The following is an 18,859-nucleotide window of genomic DNA, read 5'->3' on the forward strand; positions in this document are numbered from 1 at the left end:
AATGGCTTGGTTTAAAAAGACTGAAGAGACTACTCCCGTTACCAAAGATCGACTCGAACAGTGGTTTAGTTCCAGAGGATACTCGATGAGCTGGGAAGACGACACTGCATATGCCATTTTCGACGGTTTCTATACTCGTTTCGATGTCGGTCATGATGCTCTGACAACGGTAGGCGTCCACTACCCTGAATTGCCTATCCCGCCAGAGCGTATCGATGAACTCACATCTTTTGTCGAAACGCGCAATCGAGAAGGTAGCCTCGGCATTTGCTACCTCAAAGAAAACGAAGGCCACGTAGACTTCGTGTCCGATCACTCCTTCATTACGGTGAAAGGCGCCTCGGACGAGCAAATAGATGAGTGGATTGACGCCGGCATCTCCGCTCAGCTCGGTCATGCCATGGCTTTATGTGAACAATTTGGTGTACAGCCACCGGTGGAACCGCCCAGTGATGACGCCTAAGGGCGCTTAGAGTTTTCTCAAAAAGGATAGAGTGCTTCCTAGGTGATCTCATACTGTGGTCACAGCCTTAACGTGTAGGAGTTGAGGGGGAAGCACTCTTTTTTAAAAAATAACCAAGCAAAGTGCGACCTTAAATAGAAAGTAGTATATGAGCAGTCAATTTGAAACCGATGAACTCCGCGACCTGATGGAGCGCGCCTATGCTGCTCCTTATGGTAAGTCATGTTCGTCTTTGTGGGCTGAGGCAGTTCAGCTAGCTCACGATGAGGGGCGCTGCGAAGAGGAATTCGAGTGCTATGTCCATCTAGCATCATCCCTTGGACAAGGTGGGGAGATCACTCGCATGATTGCCCCGTTTTTGTGGGTGGATAAGACACGCAAGGTTCATCCAGAGTACTTCACCCCGGATCTTGCAGAATCATTTGCATGGTCGTATAAATACCTCATGTCGGCAGTGCGTGCAGTGCCGACGATTAGCGCCCAGCAATGCCTAGACAGCTTGGCCGAGATGAAAAAGCTCTACCTTGACATGGGAGACCCGCTCAAGGCGTATTATATGCGCGAATACTACCTATACAAAGAGCTAGGTATGGATGAGCAAGCGGAAGAATCCTTCAGCCAGTGGCAGGCTGCTGAGGGGAGTGAACTCTCCGACTGCGCTGGCTGCGATCCCTCGCACTTGGTGGGCTACCACGAATTAAACGGTGACTATGAATCAGCAGTGAAGGTAGGCGAGAGAGCTTTGGCTGGGGAAGAGGAAACCTGCCCTTCCCAGCCAGAGTCGCTCTATACCGAACTGCTCATACCGTGGTTAATGACCGGTAGAGACGATAAGGCATGGCGTGCCCATACCCGCAGTATGCAGCGCTTTAGTTACGACAAGCACTTTCTCTCCGATTTTGCAGTCCACATCAACTACTTAGTGATCTCAGGTCTCGCTAATCGGCCGGAACGATTAAAGCGCGGTTTAGAATATTTCATCCGTTTCTTGCCATGGTGGCTAGAAGCGGAATCTCCCGCGGAGTTACTTCTTCTCTCACGCTCATTCGCTGGGCTATTACGCCATATCCCCCAACAAGATGTCGCTCTCGGGGTAGATCTTCCTGGCAGTTTACTGCCATGGGTAAAAGCCCCCGATATTAAGGATCCCACTATTGCAGATGCAGCGCAGTGGTGCACTGATATCGCTGTGACCCTAGCCCAAGAATTCGATGAAAGACCCGGTATCGTGCGTCCCCACCACGTGGAGGCAACGCGCGAGATCATCTTCTCCCCACCTCGTATTGATCCCCTTCCTGATCCCGTCGTCCACGATGCAGCAGGCGGCTTCACAACGGTAGACACTGTTGACTACCGGGTAGATACCGGCAATTTTTCGGATATGGAACGACTGACGGTCGCTGCTGAGGAATCGGAGGAGCAGCCTCTCACGCTCATTTCTCTACACGGAGACTGGAAAGAATTAAGTGACGAGGAACTGGACGCACGTCATGAGGTTCTGCAGACACAATTACCAACCATTTATACTATGGTGCAGGCCGAAAAGCACAAGCGTGGCCTTACGTGGCCGGAGCAGCTTGATACCGAAACTGACCCAGCTCGGAAACTTCTTGCGAACGCTATTACCAGTTTTAACGAGCGCGATTTCCGTTCCGCGGCAATCCAGGCTGACGAGGCTATGCGCACCCCAACTGCTGAGCCTATCGGAGTGCGTCTGACTGGTATGTCCCTGCTAGGCGCTGCAGCCATGCACGCTGGATATGCCAGCGAGGCGATTGAACCACTGCGTCACTGGTTGAATCTGGTGGCCGCTTATGAATTAAGTTGGCAGCGAGAAGCAGCCGCAACAGCGCTTGCCGATGCCCTCATCGCCACCAAGCAATACTCGGAGGCCGCCGAGGTTATTTCGATGACGCTCGACGCCCTCAGCGATCGACCTGCTGTCAAACTTCGCGCCATGCTCGTAACCAGCCTAACTGCGCTCGACCTAGCGCGGGCTGCCTGCAGCGCTGCTTTCGACTTAGCGAAGAATAGCGAAGATCGCGAGGTCATCGTTGATGCCTATCAAAAAGCCTTCCAGAGCGCTTATCAAGAGCGCGAATTTGACGTAGCGATTTCTATCGCTGATGAAATCGCTCAGATCTCCCGCGTTAGCTATCGTGATAATCCAACAGATGACAACGCAGCGCAACTCGACTCCGCCCTGGTCCGATCCATCTTCGCACGCACTTCAGCACCTGGCACTCTTGACGATGCGGAATTTGCCGTGGTTGAATCGCTCACCGAGGAGCGACGCGATATAGCGAAGCAGAGAAATGACGATGAGCGTCGACTGGCAGGGGCTCTCGCTGATATCAACGAGGACCTTGCCCTAGGTGCGGTACGGTCAGCGCGCTCCATGGATTTTACTCTCCATATGGAAAATGCCCTTGAAAGTTTCGCGGAGTATCGGTTCTTCCCGGAGGCTGCACGCTGTGCGCTGACACTTGGCGAAGTCGCCGCGGGGGAGCAACGGTGGGTGGAGGCCCGGGCTCGGCTGCAGGAGGCCCGAACGTTTATGGATCAGGCAGCAGTTGTCCCAAGCGCCCTGCGTTCACGTGAAAAAGGCCTGGAAGAATTTCTTAATCAGACCTTAGACGACTAGAAGCGCTTGTCCGCTAGCCCACGTATACCCACCATATAAGGGGTGTCGGCCATACGTGGGCTAGCATGATCTCATGACTCAAGCCCATCTCACTGTGCTCATCCTCGACCCGCGCTGGCCCACTATGGTCCCTCTTAATATCCTCAAAGGCCTTCGAGGGTCGATTGAAGTGACCGAGGATATTCCAGAGCAGCTGCTTTCCTTGCTCAAAGATCTAATACCCGCTGGGCCTGAGATACTTCTAGTGAGCAGCCAGCCCAACCATCCTGCGGTCAAAACCTTTATGGATCAGGATGCTGTATTAATCTGCGCTCCCTCGCTGGAGGATCCTGTTGATCAAGCTGTACAGACAATGAGACGAGCTTTGGAGATAGGAGAGTGGGAGAGAGCCCAAACTCATCGTTCTCTGATTCCTTACCTGCGTGAAGAGACGGCCGAAGTCATCGAGGCCATTGAATCAGAATCCGGGGATGACCAGATTCGAAACGAGTTATCGGATGTGCTTTTGCAGGTTTTTTTCCACGCCGAAATAGCCGCCCGACGCGGAGCTTTTGACTTCGCCGATATAGCGTCAAGCTTTACGGCGAAAATGCGTCGGCGTGCACCTTATCTTTTCGATGGAACCACTGAGACCATTCCTACCGAAAAGCAGCAGGACATATGGCAAAAGGCAAAGCTAATGGAAAGTGAAAAACAGGCGCAACCATAGGGTTACGCCTGCTTCTTCATCGTTGATCTATGAGCTCAGTAAAGATAAGGCCGAAGAGCCCAGGGAACTGGTGGAATTCGAGGAGCCCGAATCAGACGAACCTGAGTTGGACGACGCTGAAGGGGCATCCGGAGAGACAATTTCACACGTCAGTGCGCGGTTGAGCACTGGCTCGAGAGCGATAGCGCGGATCTTGGAGGGAACATTAGTATTCGTAGCCTCTTTGTAAAGGACGTCTGAAAGCTGCTGTCGAGTCATGCCAGGTTTGACGTTGTCACCGAGCATGGAACCTAGCAGTGAGCACGGGGTATTGGAGACGAAGAAATCCACTGCCTTCTGACTCACAGTGCCGAAGGAATCGAGAGCTTTAATAGCGGTGAGAATGGTTCCTAAACCAGCAGCATTGGCGGCTGGGACCGTAATGCCAGAGCTCAAGAGGGCAGTGCCGGCTACAGCAACAATGGCGCGACGAATACGCATATTTACGTGTCCTTCCAGTAAAAATAAATTACGACAGAGCAACAATAATAGAAAAACCACCTACTGCATAGATATATAAGGGTCGGGGGTAATTGGTAGGGGATCGTTCGAGCCGGCGCGTTGGAGGAAATTCTGCTCACCACAAAGATTGCTAGAATCACACCCCATGAGCGGTGGAGTAAAAATTGTGTCGGGTTGCGCGGTGGGTGTCCTGCTTGCTGTGATCACGGTGATAGCAGTAGTCGGATGGAGCCTGTCCTTCCTCGACCAGGGGCCAGCGGTGAGGCAGTTAGCACCTATCCCTGAGAATATTCCACCAGCCAGAGGCCAAGAGGTTCCCCTCATTGATGTCAACGCGCCGGGACGCACCTCGGATAAACTGCGCTTTTGGGCCGATCCAATTTCGGCCGAGACAGGGGTATCCTCGGCCGCTTTGCGTGCCTATGGCAATGCGGAACTCATCGCGGCGCAATCGTGGCCCGAGTGCCATCTGTCGTGGACGACACTTGCAGGAATCGGTTATGTCGAAACTAGGCACGGAACCTACTCAGGACAGCTCTTCAACTCGCGTGATATAGATGAAGACGGTAACGTTTTGCCTCCCATTCTCGGGGTCCAACTTGATGGATCGCCCGGATTCGCCGAGATCCGCGATACCGATCAAGGACAACTAGACGGAGATACGGAATTTGATCGAGCTATTGGTCCCATGCAGTTTATTCCGACCTCTTGGCAACGATACGGGCGTGACGCCTCGGGGGATGGGGTGGCGGATCCCAATAATATCGACGATGCCGCTCTAGGAGCAGCCAACCTACTGTGCTCTCAGGGCGACCTAGCCACGCCAGAGGGGTGGACTCGTGCTGTTTTGTCCTATAACAGCTCGCAAGCCTATCTGATTAAAGTACGCAACGCCGCTAATTCCTATGCGCTCTCACAACCAGCGATGCGGTAGAGAGCACTTTCAACCAAGCGGAACGAACTGTTCGTGTGAAGATCGTTGATGTGCAGAAACTCACAACCTAATCTCGACGGCCATCAAGGATCGACACCGACACTTGATATTGCTCGGAAAACGCTGTTCAGCGCCGGTTTCTACGACAAGGTGGGGGAGGAATATCTAGGCTAAAAACCACAAAACCAAACATGCTCTCACAGAAAGCCAAGGCGGACACTTAAAAAAAGTGCGTTTGTTATATAAGCTCGTAAGACGAGTCCTCATACGAGAACACTTACCTTTAACCACAGAGGAGTTTTACAGTGGCTGATATTATGCATGTATTTGCACGCGAAATTCTTGACTCACGCGGTAACCCTACCGTTGAAGTTGAGGCTTTCCTCGACGATGGCGCTCACGGCGTCGCCGGCGTTCCATCAGGCGCCTCCACCGGCGTCCACGAGGCACACGAATTGCGCGACGGTGGCGACCGCTACCTCGGCAAGGGAGTTTTGCAGGCAGTAAAGAACGTCAACGAAAAGATCGCCGATGCTATCGCAGGTATCCCAGCCGATGACCAGCGTCTGATCGACCAGGCCATGATCGAGCTCGACGGTTCTGAGAACAAGAAGAACCTCGGTGCAAACGCTATCTTGGGTGTATCCATGGCCGCTGCTCACGCGGCAGCCGAGTCAGCTGGTCTACCCCTCTATCGCTATATCGGTGGACCGAACGCACACGTCTTGCCAGTTCCGATGATGAATATTGTCAATGGCGGCGCACACGCTGACTCCGGTGTGGACGTTCAGGAATTCATGATCGCTCCTATTGGCGCTGAATCCTTCTCCGAAGCACTGCGCATGGGTGCGGAAGTGTACCACTCCCTCAAGTCCGTTATTAAGTCCAAGGGGCTTTCTACTGGCCTTGGCGACGAGGGCGGCTTTGCTCCTTCGGTTGAGTCCACCCGTGCCGCTCTAGACCTCATTGTAGAAGCCATTGAGAAGGCCGGTCTGAAGCCAGGTGCCGATATCGCTTTGGCCCTAGACGTTGCATCCTCGGAGTTCTACAAGGATGGTAAGTACCACTTCGAAGGTGGCGAGCACACCGCAGAAGAGATGGCCAAGGTTTACGAGGAACTCGTTGACGCTTATCCAATCGTATCTATCGAGGATCCTCTTCAGGAAGACGACTGGGAAGGTTATACCAACCTCACCGCTAAGATTGGTGACAAGGTACAGCTCGTGGGCGACGATTTCTTCGTTACCAACCCAGCTCGCCTCAAGGAAGGCATCGAGAAGAAGGCCTGCAACGCGCTCCTGGTTAAGGTTAACCAGATCGGTACTTTGACTGAGACCTTCGATGCCGTTGAGATGGCTCACCGCAATGGTTACCGTTGCATGATGTCTCACCGCTCCGGTGAGACCGAGGACACCACCATTGCTGATCTTGCTGTGGCGTTGGGCTGCGGTCAGATTAAGACCGGTGCTCCTGCTCGTTCTGAGCGGGTGGCGAAGTACAACCAGTTACTGCGCATTGAGCAGGAACTCGAGGGTGCAGCAGTTTATGCTGGGCGCTCTGCATTCCCACGTTTCCAGGGCTAGGGTCTAGGCTAGAAGTTAGCCGTTTCCCCTCCCTTATTGACTAACTGAACTCGCACCTTCAAACGTGAAGGTGCGAGTTCAGTTTATTTCTACGGGTACCACCCCGTGCGGCTTTAGATACCTGTGGGCGTGAAGGTGCTAAAATTTAGAATCCTATGCAACGTAAAAATAGAGCTGTTCCGGTTCTCAACCGTGAGAAAGAAATAAGGGCTACACGTCCGAAGCGCACACCCGTGCGACTCGGTCTTGAAGCCTATGCAGCCATAATTGCTGCCGTTGCTTTCGTCATAGTCATTATCTACGTACCGGTGCGCGATTATATGGAGCAGCGCTCTGAGATAGACCGCTTGGAGGTCTCGATTTCTCAGCTCACCAAGCAAAAAGAGAAGCTCCAAGACGATCTGAACCATTATCAATCCGAAGAGTATATACGCGAGCAAGCACGAATTCGATTAGGGGTCATTGCCCCTGGCGAACGTGCCTTCCGGATCATCGACCCTGGCCTTGAGAACTCCCGTCATACGCAAGCAGTTAGCCCGAAAAATGAAGAAATTCGTATTTGGTACGAGACCCTCTGGGATTCAGTGACTGTGATCCCCGAGGAGGATGAACAGCCGCCGCGAGAAAATAAGCTTCCTCTTTTGAGCGATCTGCAGGCTCCCGTCCCATCGGCTCCCGAGGAGGGTGAAAGATAGGTGAGAGGGCGGGCATAGTCTAAAATCTTCAGATATGAGTGTCGACGAAAAAGATCTAGCTGCCGTAGCCCGCCAACTTGGTCGCAGTCCGCGTGGAGTCGTTGAAATATCCTATCGATGCCCGGACGGTGCACCTGGCGTCGTGATGACGCGTCCTCGCTTAGAGGATGGAACGCCTTTTCCCACTCTCTACTATCTGACAGACCCGCGGTTAACGGCCGAAGCATCCCGCTTGGAGGTCGCTCATATTATGAAATGGATGACTGAGCGTCTATCCAACGATCACGAGCTCGCAGCGGACTATCGAAGAGCCCACGAGTATTTCCTTGATAAGCGCAATAGCTTAGAGGACCTAGGAACCGAGTTCTCTGGTGGGGGAATGCCAGACCGAGTAAAATGCCTTCACGTTCTTATCGCCTATGCCCTGGCTGAAGGACCGCAACATGTCCAACTGGGGACCGAGGCCGTCGCCATTGCTGCCCAACACGCTAACCTGCGCGGAACCGCTATTCCTGAAGACTGGCCTACGGTTGATGATTTAGGTATCGATATGGAGCACTTCGACTTCACTCATGCTGAGGCGCCACGCGCATGACTAGATATGCAGCGATTGATTGTGGGACGAACTCCCTACGGCTTCTTATTGTAGAGTGCACCCGGGATGGCGACATCAAAGAAATAGCGCGTCAGATGGAAATCGTCCGCCTGGGAGCCGCAGTGGATGCGACAGGTGAATTTGATCCAGCAGCAATCGAGCGAGCACGTCTCGTACTCGCTCGCTATGTCGATATTATGCGCGCCGAGAGGGTTGCCGATATCCGTATGGTGGCGACATCTGCGACCCGGGATGCAAAAAATCGCGAGGTTTTCTTTGATATGACGCGTACTGAGCTCGCTCCAATTAGGGAGGGAGCGGTTGCGGAGGTTATTAGTGGGGACGAGGAGGCACAACTTTCTTTTGCCGGGGCCGTGGCCGATCTGAACCCTGATCGAGGACCCTTCTGCGTCATCGACTTAGGCGGTGGCTCCACCGAATTTGTAGTCGGTTATCCTCATGGCAAGATTCTCGGTTCTTACTCGGCACAAATGGGGTGTGTGCGGCTGAGCGAGCGCATCCTTCACACGGATCCTCCAACTGACAAAGAACAGCTTCAGGCCGCAGAGTATATTTCCCAACAGCTACGTGACGTGCGAAACGCAGTACCTATTTCCCAGGCTCGCACATTTGTCGGGTGCGCCGGCACGTTTACCACACTCGCTGCCTTGGCACTGGGTTTAGAGACCTATGATGCTACGAAAATTCATAACACAACGCTAAGATTTCCCGCCTTAAAAGTGTTGAATAAGGAGCTCATCGGGCTCAGTAGTGCTGAGCGGCGCATGAATCCTGTGATTCATCCAGGACGAGCGGATGTTCTCGCCGGTGGGGGATTAGTAGTCAATGCCATAATCGACATGATCGCCTATATCACCAATATTTCACAGATCACCATTAGTGAAAAGGATATTTTAGACGGGATCATTCTGGGCATGATCTCTTCAAAGAGTTCCCCATAAAACACCGTGTTCGCGCTGGTGAGATCTTCATTTAGAAAATAACGGGTATCTACATTAAGATAATTACTCGTTGCCCCCATAGCCCAATCGGCAGAGGCGGTTGACTTAAAATCAATACAGTGTGGGTTCGAGTCCCACTGGGGGCACAGATAAAGACCTTGCGAGAAATCGCAAGGTCTTTATCTTTTAGTTGAGAAGCAGTGGAATCTAGCCCCTAAAGTGGGTGGAATTCAAACACGCCGACGAATTTACTCATCGCCTAAATGGCAGCTTAGAAGGATATTTAGTAACTCACAGCAATTTGACAGCTTGGGTCGACCCCTTCTTCAGATAAGCCCCATAGATTGCTTATTAAGTAATTTGCACACGCAACCATACGCAACGAGGACATAATCTTTTTAAGGAGCACCCTGATGGCAACCACCACCATGCAGCACACAGATTCAACAGACCTTTTTGTCACGCGCGACGTTGACGATACTGTGGTCTATCACCTTCGTCAATGTAACCCTTATGATCTCAACAGCTCCTACTATGTGCGCGAGAATCAATCGACCGGAGGACGCGCTTTTGTGGAAATGAGTATGCGGCATGGTTGTGGCTATGCGTATGCTCAGCGACGCGCTCGCGCCTAAGATACCCTTATAAATCAAACTTTTGGTGGTGTGGGCCTAGCTTTTAGCCGGTGTGACCTTTACAATGGGCTCACTGGCTTTTTGCTTAGGCTAACCTAATGGGAATGAGCGCAATTGTGATCAAAGATACCACCAAAACACGTACGACCACTTTCATGTGGTGCCGCATCGGGCAAGCCATTATTAAGGCACCCGACCGGATGCTTCATATTGTCGCGGGCGATCTCGTCATCGCTCCGGAAAGTGCGACGGTCATCGATAGCGCCGAGGCGAGCATTATCTCGTTCAAATTTACTGATATGCTCCCCGGGCCTACTCGAAAAATCTCTCTGGGTCCGGACTGGGATCGACGCATAATAGCTGAATATGCCAGAGCCCGGCTCGGGGAGAAGCATTGCAGTGAGGGATTCCTTACAACTCTTCATCAACCCCGTTTTCAATGTCCTCCGCTGCCAGTAGAACAGGCCGCACGCCGTGTTGCTAGCGAATTATTAGCGCAACCGAGCTGCACGACCTCACTTGAGGTATTTGCCCAATCCCACCGCATCAGTGCTCGAACTCTCCAGCGACAATTTCTCAAATCCACAGGATTACCATTTTCCGAATGGCGAGCCGCATGTCGGGTAGCCAGCGCTGCCGATCTCATAAGTCGGGGGATGAGTATTAAACTCGCCTCTCAGCACGTAGGATTCTCGGCCACGAGTAGTCTGACACGAGCTTTTAAGCGCCACACAGGTCAGACGCCCGCGAGTTTTCTCAATCTTAAATCTGTTCATGTTCCACTCAGCGATCCTCTGACCGTCTTCGCACGCGCTCGAACTGATCTCGTCCTGTGGCTTGCTCATGGATCCGCCACCGTAACCACACCAGGCTACTGTCGGTTTCTGGCGCAAGGAGAGACAGTGACAATTCTCTCCGGAACTCATACTCGCCTGGATATCGCCTCTGGGTCAATCGCATTGCCGGTCAGCCCGCGTTTCAACGAACATGCCGTAGATGCTCTTTCTCGAGCTTTGGATACTCAAGGCGATACTTTCCTTGAGGGGTTGACAGATAGCAGTGACCAAGAGGCACTAACCCCCGCATAAAAGAGGCGCGGGAACTATTGTTAGTGCGGTCACGTTAGAAGGATGTACCTGGTCTTGGGGATAATTGATCCGCAGGACTATATAAGTAGAAAAGTAGCGAAAGGACAGTGTTACTACCTATGCGTAGCAGCAATCCAGTGCTCGCCTCTCTCCCCGCAAAAGGACAGGCGACGAATTATTACGGAGACTACCAGCAGGCCCCGACGGGTCTAGACGGTTTTGCTCCCGCGCCAGTTAGCACTGAGCGTCCTATGACTGTCGACGATGTGGTGACCAAGACTGGAATCGTTTTGGCGATTATTGTGGCGCTAGCCGCTGTTAACTTTGGCATTGCGCTGGTAAGTCCAGCCCTTAGCATGGGACTTACGGCAGTTGGTGCCATAGGCGGTCTGGTCACTGTTCTTATTGCCACGTTCGGCAAAAAGTTTGGATCTGCACCAGTGGCTTTGGTCTATGCAGCCTTCGAAGGACTTTTCGTTGGAGGTATTTCGGTTCTATTCTCTGGTTTCCTCGTGGGAGGAAATAACGCTGGGGCTATGATCGGTCAAGCCGTTCTGGGAACCCTAGGCGTCTTCCTGGGCATGCTCTATGCGTATAAGACTGGCGCCGTTAAGGTGACCCCGCGATTTACCAAGATTCTCACTGGGGCTATGATCGGTGTTCTGGTACTGGCGCTCGGTAACTTCATGCTCGCCATCTTGGGCGTGTCCAATGTATTGCGTGATGGTGGACCGATTGCCATTATCTTCTCCCTCGTGTGTATCGGTCTTGCTGCCATGAGCTTCCTACAGGACTTTGATGTCGCCGAGAAACTTATCCGTCAGGGAGCACCATCAAAGATGGCGTGGGGTGTGGCTCTCGGATTAGCTGTGACCTTGGTCTGGCTCTACACCGAAATCTTGCGGCTGCTGAGCTATTTCTCAAATCGTTAAAACCAAATAGAAATCCGGTTGCACACCACGTGATGGGGTGTAACCGGATTTTTTTAACCCGTAAGCTGATAGAACAGCAGGGCTATATCGTCAACAAATACCTGACTAAAAGCCCATCCTTGCTGCGTATCAATAGGGTCAGAGAGCACTATGCTAACGCTACTGCCATCGCGCAGATTGCCTGAGCCTATCGCTGTGTCTTTAGCCCACCGGGTCCATGTGATCGAAGTGATGCTGTTCGATGAAGTACAGCTTAATTTTATGCTGCGGGGTTGAATGAGAGCTGGTCCGAGGCAATCAATATAGCCAGGTTTGTTCTGCTGTGGATGGAAACCACTATCTACCTGATTGATGAGCCGATCAAGGGGATCTTTTGCTACGGGTCGTACTAGGGGGATAGTGCTATCGAGAGACGATAGCACTTTCAACGGTAGCTCCGGGGGGTCTGGTTGCGGGGTGGAGCACGCGCTGACGGATAAGAAAACGGTTAGATATCCGCAGATACCTAACCGTTGTAGAGAAGTTCTCATAAAGAATATTAGGCCTGGCGCGGAGTCGAGGCCTTTGTGGAGTCATAAGGCTCTGCAGATACGAGAGTCACGCTGAGGGTTGATCCACTAGGAGCAGTGTATTCGCGAGTTTCTCCTTCTTGAGCACCGATAAGTGCGGCTCCGAGAGGGGACTGTTCGGAGTAGGTTTCCAGATCTTTATTATCGGAGGCGGCAGCACGAGTACCGATGAGGAAAGTCTCTTTATCATTTTCATCACCGTTATAATAAACGTGTACAACCGAACCGACGGCGGCTACACCTTCGACAACGGCGGAACGCTCGGTAGTGGAATTCGCGAGGATTTCGGAGATCTGCTTGATGCGAGCCTCTTCCTGATCCTGCATTTCGCGAGCGGCATCATAGCCGGCGTTTTCTTTGAGATCGCCCTCCTCGCGGCGCTCGTTGATCTCCGCAGCCACAATAGGGCGGTGCGCGATCAGGGCATTGAGCTCTTCCTCGAGCTTGGCCTTAGTTTCCGGAGTGATATATTGCTTCTGCTGCTCTGCCATGTCACACGAACCTTTGCATAGTGATAAATAGAGACGCCCCAACTCCCAAAAATTTGAGGAGCGATGCGGGGCCTAGGATTTCTGTAGTCTAAGTAGTCGGAGGAGATTCTACCAAATATTGACGCGGAATAGTGCTGTCGCGAGTATTAGGGTGCTTTCTGCTCTAAGTAGAATGGAATAGAGTCACTGCAGCCATAGGCGGCTCCTGCTACTGCGCGCTCGCGCGTGGGAATATTGATATTCCACCGAGCGATATTTTGCCCACCAGCGGGAACAAATACTTCGCGCCGGCCCACCTCGGCCATATCAAAGTTGAGTGCCGTCACAATGCAGTAGGCGGGTTGGGAGGTATCTTTACGGGTGATATCAGCGATGACAGTTATATTCTCATCATTAATGGGCTCGGCGTTGACAAATTGAATCGTGATTGGTTGCGATTGTGCAGTCTGGAGGTATTTGGCGAAAGCGACTGCGAAGCCGATAACTAAAACCAAAATGGCAATAGCCATGAGCTTCCCCGTCATCGACGATTGCGATTCCTTGGGCTCGGCGGCATATCTACTGCGCATGGTCACAGCTAAATTCTCCTTCACCACGGCTGTGATCAAGGTTAGGATTTAGGATCCAGCCGTCCGTGGTTAACAAATCCGGGGTTAGCTCATAGTGTAGACGTTTTCGTTGCAGAAGCCGTCATTATCCATAGGCGTATAGCCAAATACGTATATAATTGGGGACTTGTCAACTTCTACCTGATAGATAAAATAGGTGGATTGGTCTCCTCTATGACAATCTTGGAGGGACTAACTCACCAGCAAAAGTATAGTGAAAAGGACAACCGATGACCCATTGCCTTCCTAAAATTCTTGCCATCCATGCCCATCCTGATGATGAATCGAGTAAAGGGGCTGCCACGATGGCCCGTTATATCTCGGAAGGACACGAGGTATTGGTGGTGAGCTGCACGGGCGGCGAGCGCGGAGATATTCTTAATCCAGCGATGGATCGGCCTGGAATTAAAGAAAATATTCGCGAAGTCCGAAAGGACGAAATGGCGAAAGCGGCCGCGGTTTTAGGGGTTGAGCATCGTTGGTTGGGCTACGAAGATTCTGGTCTCCCTCAGGGCGATCCATTGCCGCCTCTCCCAGAGGGCTGCTTTGCGCTCGTCGACTCCGATGAGATAACTCAAAAGCTTGTAAAAATTATTCGTGAATTTAAACCTGAAGTGATTTTGACCTATGACGAAAACGGCGGCTATCCGCACCCCGATCACCTGAAAGTGCATGAAGTCTCGCTCATGGCCTGGGAATATGCTGGAAACCCCCAATATCACCCCGAGCTTGGAGCCCCCTTTACCCCCCTGAAGCTGTACTATACACACGGCTTTGTAGTTCAACGCCTGCAGCTTTTCCACGAGCTTGCCTCGCGTGACGGGGCCCAAAGCCCCTATGGTGACATTTTGGAGCACTTTAAAGAAAACGGAGCCGACCTCATGAAGCGCGTGACCACACGAGTGGAGTGCAGCGATTTCTTCGATGCTCGCGATGCCGCACTGCGCGCTCATGCGACTCAGATCGATCCGGATGGTCTCTTCTTTTTTACCCCTGTGGACGTGCAACGCGAATACTGGCCGACCGAAGAATTCGAGTTGGCATTTAGCCGTGTGCCCAGTTCGCTTCCCGAAACCGATCTATTCGCTGGACTTGATAGTCAAAACTAACTATAAAGAGAGCCCTTGGCAATAAGTTATGGCCCGGAATCATCAACGTGACAGGATTCATGTCTGATGCTCCCAACGCGGTGAGCTGCGGCGGAGAGGGACCTCTCGCACTCGTTTGAGAGCTGCATTGAGATGAGGATACCCACCACGGGCGGGTGTGCGGATATACTTAATGCTCGATAGGGTAGTGGCGGGCAGTTAAATCGCTGAAGACAGCATTAGTTGCGATGCCTCACACTAAGTGTCTCAATACCAGCACAGACTTTGGGAGTATATCCGGTGGATTTTTCATCTGTGATCTTTTTAGCGCAGCAGGGTCCAGGACCCGTCGGCAGCGAATTTGGCAAGGCATCACCAATCGGCTGGTTCGTTTTGGTAGCTCTAGTCGTCGCGGTGCTATTCATCGGTTGGGCTTTTCATCGACGCTACTCACGCCTGAATCGACGCCGGCTTTTTGCTGAGGAACACCAAATTGATCCATTTGATGCTGGCGCTCTGGATCGAGCGATGGCAGAAGCCGGCCTTCTTGACCAGCGCAAAAAGCATTGGTTCTAGGGTCGATGAGATTTTCTCTCCCCTCGCTCCTTTATCCTCTATACGAACGCCGCCTCCTGTGTGAAATCGCCGATGTGGAACAACCAAGCCATGTCGCCATCATGTGCGATGGAAACAGACGGTGGGCGCGGGAAGCCGGCTTCATTGATGTCAGCCAAGGGCATCGAGTGGGCGCTAAGAAGATTGGTGAGCTAGTGTCCTGGTGCAAGGGAACCAAAATCAAATCGGTTACTGTCTACCTCCTATCGACTGAAAATCTGGAGCGCAGCCCTGATGAATTGCAGTTACTGCTCGATATCATTGGCGATGTTGTCGATGAGCTAGCCGCCCCGCAGCGTGACTGTGTCGTTCGCCTGGTGGGACACCTCGACTTACTGCCAGAGCATATTGCAGCGCGGTTGCAAAAAGCATCTCATAAAACTTTGGAACACTGTGGGGTTACAGTGAATGTGGCCGTGGGTTATGGTGGGCGCCAAGAGATTGTGGATGCGGTCCGCGCTGTGATCGCAGATGCCGCCACCCAGGGAATATCCGCAGCTGAGATGGCTCGACAGATTAGTGCTGAATCCATTTCCTCTCACCTGTATACCTCAGGCCAGCCTGATCCTGACCTGGTTATCAGAACTTCCGGTGAACAACGTTTATCTGGTTTTATGCTGTGGCAGTCCGCGTATTCCGAGATTTGGTTCACCGATACCTATTGGCCTGCCTTCCGACGGCTCGACTTTTTAAGAGCATTGCGTGACTACTCCAAACGCTCTCGCCGCTTCGGAAAATAACATTCTTTAAGTAGACAACACTCGAAGGAGTGAGCAGCTCTTGACCACACCCGTAGCCCATATCCGCTATGACTCCCAATACGGATCCAGCAGGGATTACGCCGAGGAATTAGCTCAGCGTTTGAGTACCCATGCTCACACCTTAGATGCAGCCGTGCCGAAAGACGGCCAGCCGGTCGTCTTCTTCAGTTTTATTCACGGGCCGGTGATCCCCGCCGTGGAGGGGGCCGCGGCTTTAGGCGAGTACCAGCCCCCGATTGCGCTCGCTGTGGTCGGTATGTCTCCCGTTGACTATGCGCGGGAAAAAGACAGCCTGGCACGTCTCGCCCCGCATTATCAACGTTTTTACCTTCCCGGTAGGCTGATCTATTCTCAACTTTCCACCAAGCACAAAACTATGATGCGAGCTCTAGCAGCAGGCATTGCTCTCAAACCCCTGAGGAACCCGGCCGAGCAAAATATATTGGATACCTTTGGACGTGATATCGATCTAGTTAACTTCGCGGAGTTAGACCCCATCGAACAGTGGATCAATTCTTTCTAGACTTTGCGCATGCGCACGTGCTGCACACTGTGGTCGGCGCCCTTGACCAACACCAGTGAAGCCCTCGCACGGGTAGGCAGAATATTCTCTACCAGGTTGGGCAGGTTAATCGTTTGCCAGATACTGCGGGCTTGAGCGGTGGCTTCCTCATCGCCAAGATCAGCAAAATGCCGAAAGTGGGAGTCAGGCTCTTTAAACGAGGAATAGCGCAGCTCCAGGAAACGATTGATATACCATTGTTCGATGTCCCCGCTCTCCGCGTCCACATAGACAGAAAAGTCGAATAGGTCGGATATTGCTAGGTTCGGACTCGGCTGTAAAACGTTGAGCCCCTCCACAATAAGAATATCGGGACGTGAAACTACGTGGTAGGTCTCGGGTACTCGGTCGTAGAGAGTATGCGAATAAACCGGTGCATGCACAGGTGCCTTGCCCGCTTTCACATCACTCACAAAACGCAAGAGCGCGCGTTGATCATAGGTTTCGGGGTAGCCCTTGCGTTCCATGAGACCGCGCCGCCTTAGCTCACGGGCTGGATAAAGGAATCCATCGGTAGTGACAAGATCTACATGTGGGTGGTTGGGCCAGCGTTGCAGGAGAACTTGCAATAATCGCGCAGTCGTCGATTTGCCGACGGCTACCGACCCCGCGATACCAATGACGAAAGGGACGTGTTCTGGACCTTCGCCGAGAAAGGTATGGGTAGCTGCGTGCAACCCTTGGCGTGCTGCAACCTGCAGGTGGATCAAACGAGAGATGGGAAGGTAGACTTCGGCGACCTCTTCGATATCGAGGTTTTCTCCGATGCCTCGAAGTTGCTCAACCTCGTGTTCGCTGAGAACTTGGGGAAAAGACTTTCTCAGGTATCGCCAGGATTCGCGATCGAATTCCAGATAGGGACTACCTATTTTTGCGCGGGACATAAACCTAAATTGTGCCAACCACAGCATAAGAAGGGCAAACTGGTTGAAACTAAAAATACGAAGCGCTCCCGTCGCAGGGGAACGTGAGTATATTCTTAGATCTGAGCCTTAAAGATCCCCAACCCTTTCCATCACTGACCGCTGGTACCCTGAATTCTTAGGTTGGATCACGATAAAGAAGAGCTCAATTGAAAGAGAAAGGTTCCATAAAGCCCTCATGTCTAATGATATTCGCTACCAATCCCTTGCTGAATTAGATCCAGATATTGCCGAGGCGATTTCGGGAGAGCTCTCGAGACAGCGCTCCACCCTCGAAATGATTGCCTCAGAGAATTTTGTTCCCCGTGCCGTGCTGCAGGCGCAAGGTTCTGTCTTTACTAACAAATATGCCGAAGGATATCCAGGTCGCCGTTATTACGGTGGCTGCGAGCACGCCGATGTCGTGGAAGATCTAGCCCGATCACGAGCTAAGGACCTTTTTGGTGCAGAATTTGCCAATGTCCAGCCCCACGCGGGTGCCCAGGCCAATGCCGCGGTGCTCATGGCGCTCGCTCAGCCAGGGGATAAGATCATGGGTCTGTCCTTAGCGCACGGTGGTCACCTCACGCACGGCATGAAGCTCAATTTTTCCGGCAGATTCTATGAGGTTGCAGCCTATGGGGTCGATCCGCACACATTCCGAGTGGATATGGATCAAGTACGCGATATGGCCCTCAAGGAGCGACCTCAGGTTCTCATCGCTGGTTGGTCTGCGTATCCGCGACATCTCGATTTTGCCGCCTTCAGGGATATCGCCGATGAAGTAGGGGCCAAATTATGGGTCGATATGGCGCATTTTGCTGGGCTCGTTGCAGCAGGCGTTCACCCGAGCCCCGTGCCCTATGCCGACGTGGTGTCCACGACAGTACACAAGACTTTGGGCGGACCCCGCTCCGGTATTATTTTAGCCAAACAGGACTACGCCAAGGCTCTAAATTCCAGCGTCTTCCCGGGACAGCAGGGCGGCCCTTTGGTGCACGCGATTGCCGCAAAAGCGGTAGCCATGAAGATTGCGGCCACTTCTGAATTCGCCGAGCGCCAACATCGCACGCTCGATGGTGCCAAAGTTCTAGCCGAACGCCTGATGCAAAACGATTGCACCCGCGCGGGAGTCGATGTATTAACCGGTGGAACCGATGTCCACCTTGCACTTGTGGATCTGCGCAATTCTCAGCTCAATGGGCAAGAAGCCGAGGATCTGCTGCATGAAGCGGGAATTACCGTCAACCGCAATGCCGTCCCATTCGATCCGCGCCCACCGATGGTAACTTCCGGCCTGCGCATTGGTACCCCGGCCCTAGCTACGCGCGGCTTCGACCACGACGCCTTTGCGGAGGTAGCAGACATCATCGCAGCGGCTCTAACCGGATCGGAAAATCTCACAAACCTACGCGAGCGAGTTGATGCTCTCACGAAAAAATTCCCCCTCTATCCAGGTCTAGAAGATTGGAAGATGTTTTAAAAATCTCTGAAAATCCGAGCCCCGTTGCCTAGAGAAAGT

22 protein-coding genes and 1 tRNA gene are annotated in these 18,859 nt (G+C 52.5%); 18 read left to right on the forward strand and 5 right to left on the reverse strand.

What is annotated here, in order from left to right; translation table 11 throughout:
* Window position 1 precedes the first annotated feature (1 nt).
* The 3 genes from NXS13_RS04600 (at window position 2) to NXS13_RS04610 (ending at window position 3,816) form a co-directional block, all read left to right on the forward strand.
* Window positions 2-463: a YbjN domain-containing protein gene (locus tag NXS13_RS04600; RefSeq protein WP_259078240.1), complete on the forward strand. Its 462-nt coding sequence runs from the start codon at window positions 2-4 to the stop codon at window positions 461-463.
* Window positions 464-611: 148 nt separating this feature from the next.
* Window positions 612-3,107, forward strand: coding sequence for a hypothetical protein (locus NXS13_RS04605; protein WP_259078238.1), 2,496 nt, complete (start codon window positions 612-614; stop codon window positions 3,105-3,107).
* A gap of 73 nt (window positions 3,108-3,180) precedes the next feature.
* Window positions 3,181-3,816: a MazG nucleotide pyrophosphohydrolase domain-containing protein gene (locus NXS13_RS04610; protein WP_259078236.1), complete on the forward strand. Its 636-nt coding sequence runs from the start codon at window positions 3,181-3,183 to the stop codon at window positions 3,814-3,816.
* Window positions 3,817-3,843: 27 nt separating this feature from the next.
* On the opposite strand, the gene NXS13_RS04615 is transcribed toward NXS13_RS04610, so the two are convergent.
* Entirely contained in the window at window positions 3,844-4,296 is a 453-nt protein-coding gene (locus NXS13_RS04615; RefSeq protein ID WP_259078235.1) for a hypothetical protein, read from the reverse strand.
* Window positions 4,297-4,462: 166 nt separating this feature from the next.
* Between NXS13_RS04615 and NXS13_RS04620 the strand changes: the two genes are divergently transcribed.
* From NXS13_RS04620 to NXS13_RS04665, 10 genes are all read left to right on the forward strand, one after another.
* On the forward strand, window positions 4,463-5,251 hold the full coding sequence (locus NXS13_RS04620) for a lytic transglycosylase domain-containing protein (protein WP_259289432.1): 789 nt from the start codon (window positions 4,463-4,465) through the stop codon (window positions 5,249-5,251).
* 48 nt (window positions 5,252-5,299) lie between these two features.
* Window positions 5,300-5,425, forward strand: coding sequence for a hypothetical protein (locus tag NXS13_RS04625; protein ID WP_259078232.1), 126 nt, complete (start codon window positions 5,300-5,302; stop codon window positions 5,423-5,425).
* Between the two features lie 131 nt (window positions 5,426-5,556).
* Entirely contained in the window at window positions 5,557-6,834 is a 1,278-nt protein-coding gene (gene eno, locus NXS13_RS04630; RefSeq protein ID WP_259078230.1) for a phosphopyruvate hydratase, read from the forward strand.
* 155 nt (window positions 6,835-6,989) lie between these two features.
* Window positions 6,990-7,529 carry a septum formation initiator family protein gene (locus NXS13_RS04635; RefSeq protein WP_259289433.1) on the forward strand — a complete coding sequence of 180 codons (540 nt, stop codon included), beginning with the start codon at window positions 6,990-6,992 and terminating at the stop codon, window positions 7,527-7,529.
* Between the two features lie 34 nt (window positions 7,530-7,563).
* Window positions 7,564-8,124 carry a DUF501 domain-containing protein gene (locus NXS13_RS04640; protein ID WP_259289434.1) on the forward strand — a complete coding sequence of 187 codons (561 nt, stop codon included), beginning with the start codon at window positions 7,564-7,566 and terminating at the stop codon, window positions 8,122-8,124.
* Entirely contained in the window at window positions 8,121-9,086 is a 966-nt protein-coding gene (locus tag NXS13_RS04645; RefSeq protein ID WP_259289435.1) for a Ppx/GppA phosphatase family protein, read from the forward strand. The genes NXS13_RS04640 and NXS13_RS04645 overlap by 4 nt, the downstream gene beginning before the upstream one ends.
* A gap of 72 nt (window positions 9,087-9,158) precedes the next feature.
* Window positions 9,159-9,232: transfer RNA gene (locus NXS13_RS04650), tRNA-Leu, on the forward strand.
* A gap of 267 nt (window positions 9,233-9,499) precedes the next feature.
* A complete protein-coding gene (locus NXS13_RS04655) occupies window positions 9,500-9,721 on the forward strand; it encodes a hypothetical protein (RefSeq protein WP_259078226.1) in 222 nt (73 codons plus the stop codon).
* Between the two features lie 104 nt (window positions 9,722-9,825).
* Window positions 9,826-10,809 carry an AraC family transcriptional regulator gene (locus NXS13_RS04660; protein ID WP_259078225.1) on the forward strand — a complete coding sequence of 328 codons (984 nt, stop codon included), beginning with the start codon at window positions 9,826-9,828 and terminating at the stop codon, window positions 10,807-10,809.
* Between the two features lie 119 nt (window positions 10,810-10,928).
* Window positions 10,929-11,741 carry a Bax inhibitor-1/YccA family protein gene (locus tag NXS13_RS04665; RefSeq protein WP_259289436.1) on the forward strand — a complete coding sequence of 271 codons (813 nt, stop codon included), beginning with the start codon at window positions 10,929-10,931 and terminating at the stop codon, window positions 11,739-11,741.
* Between the two features lie 53 nt (window positions 11,742-11,794).
* On the opposite strand, the gene NXS13_RS04670 is transcribed toward NXS13_RS04665, so the two are convergent.
* From NXS13_RS04670 to NXS13_RS04680, 3 genes are all read right to left on the reverse strand, one after another.
* On the reverse strand, window positions 11,795-12,271 hold the full coding sequence (locus tag NXS13_RS04670) for a hypothetical protein (RefSeq protein ID WP_259078222.1): 477 nt from the start codon (window positions 12,269-12,271) through the stop codon (window positions 11,795-11,797).
* Between the two features lie 8 nt (window positions 12,272-12,279).
* The gene (gene greA, locus NXS13_RS04675) at window positions 12,280-12,801 is read right to left on the reverse strand and encodes a transcription elongation factor GreA (protein WP_259078220.1); all 522 of its coding nucleotides are present in this window, start codon (window positions 12,799-12,801) and stop codon (window positions 12,280-12,282) included.
* A gap of 146 nt (window positions 12,802-12,947) precedes the next feature.
* Window positions 12,948-13,370 carry a DUF4307 domain-containing protein gene (locus NXS13_RS04680; RefSeq protein ID WP_259078449.1) on the reverse strand — a complete coding sequence of 141 codons (423 nt, stop codon included), beginning with the start codon at window positions 13,368-13,370 and terminating at the stop codon, window positions 12,948-12,950.
* Window positions 13,371-13,639: 269 nt separating this feature from the next.
* Between NXS13_RS04680 and mca the strand changes: the two genes are divergently transcribed.
* From mca to NXS13_RS04700, 4 genes are all read left to right on the forward strand, one after another.
* Complete coding sequence (mca, locus tag NXS13_RS04685) at window positions 13,640-14,518, forward strand: mycothiol conjugate amidase Mca (protein ID WP_259289437.1); 879 nt, start codon at window positions 13,640-13,642, stop codon at window positions 14,516-14,518.
* Window positions 14,519-14,797: 279 nt separating this feature from the next.
* Window positions 14,798-15,073 carry a hypothetical protein gene (locus NXS13_RS04690; RefSeq protein ID WP_259078217.1) on the forward strand — a complete coding sequence of 92 codons (276 nt, stop codon included), beginning with the start codon at window positions 14,798-14,800 and terminating at the stop codon, window positions 15,071-15,073.
* A 5-nt stretch (window positions 15,074-15,078) separates the two neighbouring features.
* Window positions 15,079-15,852, forward strand: coding sequence for an isoprenyl transferase (locus NXS13_RS04695; protein ID WP_259078215.1), 774 nt, complete (start codon window positions 15,079-15,081; stop codon window positions 15,850-15,852).
* A 40-nt stretch (window positions 15,853-15,892) separates the two neighbouring features.
* Window positions 15,893-16,396: a flavodoxin domain-containing protein gene (locus tag NXS13_RS04700; RefSeq protein WP_259078213.1), complete on the forward strand. Its 504-nt coding sequence runs from the start codon at window positions 15,893-15,895 to the stop codon at window positions 16,394-16,396.
* On the opposite strand, the gene coaA is transcribed toward NXS13_RS04700, so the two are convergent.
* A complete protein-coding gene (coaA, locus tag NXS13_RS04705; protein WP_259078211.1) occupies window positions 16,393-17,319 on the reverse strand; it encodes a type I pantothenate kinase in 927 nt (308 codons plus the stop codon). The genes NXS13_RS04700 and coaA overlap by 4 nt on opposite strands.
* 217 nt (window positions 17,320-17,536) lie before the next feature.
* On the opposite strand from coaA, the gene glyA reads away from it, so the two are divergent.
* A complete protein-coding gene (gene glyA, locus NXS13_RS04710) occupies window positions 17,537-18,820 on the forward strand; it encodes a serine hydroxymethyltransferase (RefSeq protein ID WP_259078209.1) in 1,284 nt (427 codons plus the stop codon).
* Window positions 18,821-18,859 lie beyond the last annotated feature (39 nt).

It is taken from the genome of Corynebacterium sp. ES2730-CONJ, from assembly GCF_024834055.1.
Lineage (GTDB): Bacteria > Actinomycetota > Actinomycetes > Mycobacteriales > Mycobacteriaceae > Corynebacterium.

Excerpts from the sequence above, each read along its gene's own strand:
- NXS13_RS04600 (WP_259078240.1), top strand. The coding sequence starts at position 2 with ATGGCTTGGTTTAAAAAGACTGAAGAGACTACTCCCGTTACCAAAGAT.
- NXS13_RS04605 (WP_259078238.1), top strand. The coding sequence starts at position 612 with ATGAGCAGTCAATTTGAAACCGATGAACTCCGCGACCTGATGGAGCGC.
- NXS13_RS04610 (WP_259078236.1), top strand. The coding sequence starts at position 3,181 with ATGACTCAAGCCCATCTCACTGTGCTCATCCTCGACCCGCGCTGGCCC.
- NXS13_RS04615 (WP_259078235.1), bottom strand. The coding sequence starts at position 4,296 with ATGCGTATTCGTCGCGCCATTGTTGCTGTAGCCGGCACTGCCCTCTTG.
- NXS13_RS04620 (WP_259289432.1), top strand. The coding sequence starts at position 4,463 with ATGAGCGGTGGAGTAAAAATTGTGTCGGGTTGCGCGGTGGGTGTCCTG.
- NXS13_RS04625 (WP_259078232.1), top strand. The coding sequence starts at position 5,300 with ATGTGCAGAAACTCACAACCTAATCTCGACGGCCATCAAGGATCGACA.
- NXS13_RS04635 (WP_259289433.1), top strand. The coding sequence starts at position 6,990 with ATGCAACGTAAAAATAGAGCTGTTCCGGTTCTCAACCGTGAGAAAGAA.
- NXS13_RS04640 (WP_259289434.1), top strand. The coding sequence starts at position 7,564 with ATGAGTGTCGACGAAAAAGATCTAGCTGCCGTAGCCCGCCAACTTGGT.
- NXS13_RS04645 (WP_259289435.1), top strand. The coding sequence starts at position 8,121 with ATGACTAGATATGCAGCGATTGATTGTGGGACGAACTCCCTACGGCTT.
- NXS13_RS04655 (WP_259078226.1), top strand. The coding sequence starts at position 9,500 with ATGGCAACCACCACCATGCAGCACACAGATTCAACAGACCTTTTTGTC.
- NXS13_RS04660 (WP_259078225.1), top strand. The coding sequence starts at position 9,826 with ATGAGCGCAATTGTGATCAAAGATACCACCAAAACACGTACGACCACT.
- NXS13_RS04665 (WP_259289436.1), top strand. The coding sequence starts at position 10,929 with ATGCGTAGCAGCAATCCAGTGCTCGCCTCTCTCCCCGCAAAAGGACAG.
- NXS13_RS04670 (WP_259078222.1), bottom strand. The coding sequence starts at position 12,271 with ATGAGAACTTCTCTACAACGGTTAGGTATCTGCGGATATCTAACCGTT.
- greA (WP_259078220.1), bottom strand. The coding sequence starts at position 12,801 with ATGGCAGAGCAGCAGAAGCAATATATCACTCCGGAAACTAAGGCCAAG.
- NXS13_RS04680 (WP_259078449.1), bottom strand. The coding sequence starts at position 13,370 with ATGCGCAGTAGATATGCCGCCGAGCCCAAGGAATCGCAATCGTCGATG.
- mca (WP_259289437.1), top strand. The coding sequence starts at position 13,640 with ATGACCCATTGCCTTCCTAAAATTCTTGCCATCCATGCCCATCCTGAT.
- NXS13_RS04695 (WP_259078215.1), top strand. The coding sequence starts at position 15,079 with ATGAGATTTTCTCTCCCCTCGCTCCTTTATCCTCTATACGAACGCCGC.
- coaA (WP_259078211.1), bottom strand. The coding sequence starts at position 17,319 with ATGTCCCGCGCAAAAATAGGTAGTCCCTATCTGGAATTCGATCGCGAA.
- glyA (WP_259078209.1), top strand. The coding sequence starts at position 17,537 with ATGTCTAATGATATTCGCTACCAATCCCTTGCTGAATTAGATCCAGAT.